This window comes from Sphingomonas bacterium (assembly GCF_903643065.1).
In the GTDB taxonomy this organism is placed as follows: domain Bacteria; phylum Pseudomonadota; class Alphaproteobacteria; order Sphingomonadales; family Sphingomonadaceae; genus Sphingomonas.
The window spans coordinates 1-3,680 of record NZ_CAHJWX010000299.1; the positions used below are offsets into that span (position 1 = coordinate 1).

Annotated in this window: 5 protein-coding genes; all 5 read right to left on the bottom strand. The window is 66.4% G+C overall.

The genetic code is table 11. The features are described 5' to 3' along the window. Positions 1–177: 177 nt before the first annotated feature. A complete protein-coding gene (locus HUU95_RS10740; protein ID WP_174280108.1) occupies positions 178–1,080 on the bottom strand; it encodes an NADP-dependent oxidoreductase in 903 nt (300 codons plus the stop codon). A gap of 595 nt (positions 1,081–1,675) precedes the next feature. Beyond that, a complete protein-coding gene (locus HUU95_RS10745) occupies positions 1,676–2,710 on the bottom strand; it encodes an IS110 family transposase (protein ID WP_174280109.1) in 1,035 nt (344 codons plus the stop codon). Between the two features lie 91 nt (positions 2,711–2,801). After that, positions 2,802–2,966: a hypothetical protein gene (locus HUU95_RS10750; RefSeq protein ID WP_174280110.1), complete on the bottom strand. Its 165-nt coding sequence runs from the start codon at positions 2,964–2,966 to the stop codon at positions 2,802–2,804. Positions 2,967–2,993: 27 nt separating this feature from the next. Continuing rightward, a complete protein-coding gene (locus HUU95_RS10755) occupies positions 2,994–3,134 on the bottom strand; it encodes a hypothetical protein (protein WP_174280111.1) in 141 nt (46 codons plus the stop codon). A gap of 369 nt (positions 3,135–3,503) precedes the next feature. After that, the gene (locus HUU95_RS10760; protein ID WP_368039812.1) at positions 3,504–3,680 is read right to left on the bottom strand and encodes an NAD(P)H-binding protein; all 177 of its coding nucleotides are present in this window, start codon (positions 3,678–3,680) and stop codon (positions 3,504–3,506) included.

A 3,680-nucleotide genomic window follows, 5' to 3' on the forward strand; every position in this document is an offset into this window, starting at 1 on the left:
TCGTTGTTGAAGTCGAACGAGCGGTCGCCGAAGTCGGTGTCGATCATGCTGGGTTCGACGATCTTCATGCCGACGCCGATCGCCGCGAGTTGCTTGATGCATTATCGTCAGGCGAATTCGATCGTGGTGCGGCAGCCTGTTCGGACAGCGCCTATCTTCTAAACCTATGCTTATCCTTCAGACGGTCAAAACAACTTTGCCCGTCCCACCCGCAGTCGCTGCTTCCTGTGCCACGGCTGCGTCGCGCAGGAGAAAGGAGGGTCCGCGCGGGATGGTGAGTACGCCATCGCGTACCGCCTCGGCATAGCGGCGGATCGTCGCAGCGTCGGCATGCGCGAACAGCGCGTTCACCTCTACGCCGGCCTGCTCGTACGGGCCGCGCACGGCCGTGCCGAACACGCCACCCTCGCGGACGCGCCGGATCGTCTTCGTCGCAACCTCGCCGCCGACCGCATCCGCCACGGCATCAACGGGCGCCAGCGCCGCAATCGCCGCATCGTCGTCGATCGCGATGACCTCGTCGACGCCCGGCAGCGCCGCGGCTTCCGCCGACTGCCGGCCGCGCACGCCAGCAATTACATGGCAGCCGAGGCCGCTTGCGGCGAACACCGCCGAGCGGCCGACCGCGCCCAGCGCGCCGGTGACGAGGATGCGCTGCCCGGCCTGCGCCTTGGCGCTCTCCCGCACGAGCTGGTAGCCAGTGACGGTGACCAGCGGCAGGGTAGCCGCGTCTTCCACGTCTAGGCCCTCGGGGACGAGCGTGACGGCATCCGCCTTCACCAGGCACAGTTCCGCATAGGTGCCGCTCGCCATGCCCATCACGCGGTCGCCGACCTTGAGCGACGTCACGCCGGACCCGAGCGCCAACACCTCTCCGGCAACGTCGACGCCGGGGATCGACGGCAGGTCGACAGGCATGCGGTCGCGCACGGCGCCCGAGCGTATCTTGACGTCGACCGGGTTCACGCTCGTGGCGGCAACCCGCACCAGCGCTTCGCCCTCGCCCGGCGCGGGATCCGGCGCGTCGTCGTAGCGCAGGACGCTGGCGGGTCCGTAGTCGTCGAACAGGATGGCTTTCATCGGTGTCTCCGGTGTGTTTGGAAGTCGGTGTCAAACGCCCGTTTGTGGCGGGAGGTCCCAAGAGGAGCGCACTTTGCACGAGGCCAACGGGCCAATGACACATCGGCGGAGCTCATCAGCATAGGGCGTCCCGAAAGCATGATGTGTTTCGACCTTTGCCAGCCGAACCGTGCCAGCACGACGCATACCGTCGGCTGAACTGAAGCAGCAAGCCACGCCGGATTATCGCAACACTTGCGCAACGCGAGCAATTGAACCGGCCCCAGAAGACCCAATGTTGGTCATTCACGGGCTGATCGGCGCTTCCTGTAAGCGGACGTCTTCTGTGGATGGCTCCCGCGTTGCAAGGGTAAATTGACGTTCTGACGTAGGGTCGGGTGCAGTCCTCTGTTCGGCCTGTTTACGCAGTCGGTGAAGGACTGCTGGCCCTGATGGAGTCCGCGAGCTGGGTCCCATTCCATTCACCAGGCTATGACGCCTTGAACGTCCGCTGGGTTGTCCCTGCTCCCGGTCTGACCGGTTCGCCATCACATCGCATCGCGCTTGCAACCTCGTGAAGCTGGTCTCCTTTGCCTCGGTGGATCCAGCTAGATCGTCATGCCGCAAGCCTGGGCTGATGCCCGGCCCGGTATGTTTCGCCGCGCGCCATGATCGCCCAGACCACCCGGGCGGTTCTGTTCGCCATGGCGACGGTCGCCACGCGCGTCGGCTTGCGCGCGAGCAGCGCGACAAGCCGTGGATCGGCGGTCTCCGGCTTGCGCTTCACGCCTTTGATCAGCGACGTCATGCCGACGACGAGCAGCGTGCGAAGGTATTTGTCGCCCATCTTGGTGATGCGCCCCAGCCTCTCCTTGCCGCCACTCGAGTGCTGGCGCGGCGTCAGCCCCAACCACGCGGCGAACTCCCGCCCTGAGCGGAAGTGGTTCGGGTCGGTGACCGACGCGGCCAGCGCCGTCGCGCCGACCGGACCGATGCCGGGGATCGACATGAGACGGCGAGCCGTATCGCTGGTCTTTTGCCAGGCGAGCAGATCAAGGTCGATCTCTCGACATTGTGCGTGGGTGTCGAGCGCCTGCTGCGACAATCGTCCGACGATCTTTGCTGCCTCTGGCGGCACGCCTGGCGCCCGGCCGTCGACGACCGCTCGCGCCATCTCCAACGCCCGACGAAGGCCCTGAGGGATATCGATGCCGAACTCGGCCAGCAACCCCCGCATCATGTTGACCAGCTGCGTGCGCTGCTTGACCAACAGATCGCGCGCGCGGTGCATCGACAGGGCCGCTTGCTGCTCCGGTGACTTCACCGACACGAACCGCATCGTCGGACGCGTCACAGCTTCGCAGATCGCCTCCGCATCCGCTGCGTCGGTCTTGCCGCGCTTCACATAGGGCTTGACGTAAGTCGGCGGCATCTGCCGCACGTCGTGGCCCAACCTGGCCAACTCGCGAGCCCAATGATGCGCCGTGCCGCACGCCTCCATGCCGACAAGACAAGGCGGCAGCTTCGCGAAGAACGGTAGAACCTGCACCCGCCGCAACGCCCTGCGGACGACCACCTTGCCCTCCGCGTCAATGCCGTGAACCTGGAAGATGTTCTTGGCCAGATCGAGGCCGATCGTGCTAATCTCCATATCGGGTGGCTCCCATATGCTCGTGAATGCCTGACAGCCTTCACACCTTGGCACCTCGATGCCGTGAGCGGGAGCCATCCACCTCATCTGTTCATCGCCGTGCGAATAGATCGACTACACTCGTCGGGGCGTCCGGCCCGAAGAAGCGCGCCAGATTGGCGGCACTGAGCTGCGCGACCGGAGCGCTGCGAGCGAACAGGTCGCGCTCGTAGGCGGCCAGCGCACCTTCCGGGCGCTCGGCGGTCGCTGATCGCACGCGCCAGCTCCGCGCCATCGAGCATGGTCAGTTTGCGCCCTCGGGCGCCACCGCCATCAGCGTGCCCGAGCCGATCACCGCCGCGGCGGCACCCGCGCGCGGATCGCAGGCGGCGAGGTGCAGCTCGAGGAAGCATGTGCCGGCATAGGCAGGGCGGTCATCTGCCACGACCGGGCGGATCCACGACCAGGCGCCGTCGCGCCAACGAGTAGCGTCGCCTTATTCTGCAAGCCGTCGGCGAACACGACCGCGTGGCGCCCCATCCCGTCACTCGATCTGAGGCGACCTTGTGGCCTCAACGCACCGTGCCGGGGAGCAGCACGTCCAGCAGCAACCAGCGAAGCTCGCCGCGATCACCTCCGGCCGAGCCGAGGCGGGGCTGCCTGGCTGGTCGAGCAGCACCATGCCGTCTCGGTCGACGACCCGCTTAGCGTCCTCGCCGGCCGTACCAGCCGCCAGAACGTGTCGTTAGCCCGAGCGCGCGGAGCGCACGCTTTCGCAGCTGGCCGCTTGCGGCCGAGATCGTCCTTGAGACGCTCACCAAGTGATAAGGGGAGCGCGCCGCAGCCAAGTGCCATCCGTGAGCTGCTGCACAACGAAGCTGGCGACGTCTTCGCGAGCGATCGAACCGCCTTTGAAGCCGGTCAGGTCAGTGAGCGTGCGGACACTTCCACGCGCCGGCTTGTCGTTCAGCACGGTCGGCCGCACGAGCAC

What these genes read in the sequence shown, in the direction of transcription:
- HUU95_RS10740 (WP_174280108.1), bottom strand. Translation starts at nt 1,080, where the DNA reads ATGAAAGCCATCCTGTTCGACGACTACGGACCCGCCAGCGTCCTGCGC.
- HUU95_RS10745 (WP_174280109.1), bottom strand. Translation starts at nt 2,710, where the DNA reads ATGGAGATTAGCACGATCGGCCTCGATCTGGCCAAGAACATCTTCCAG.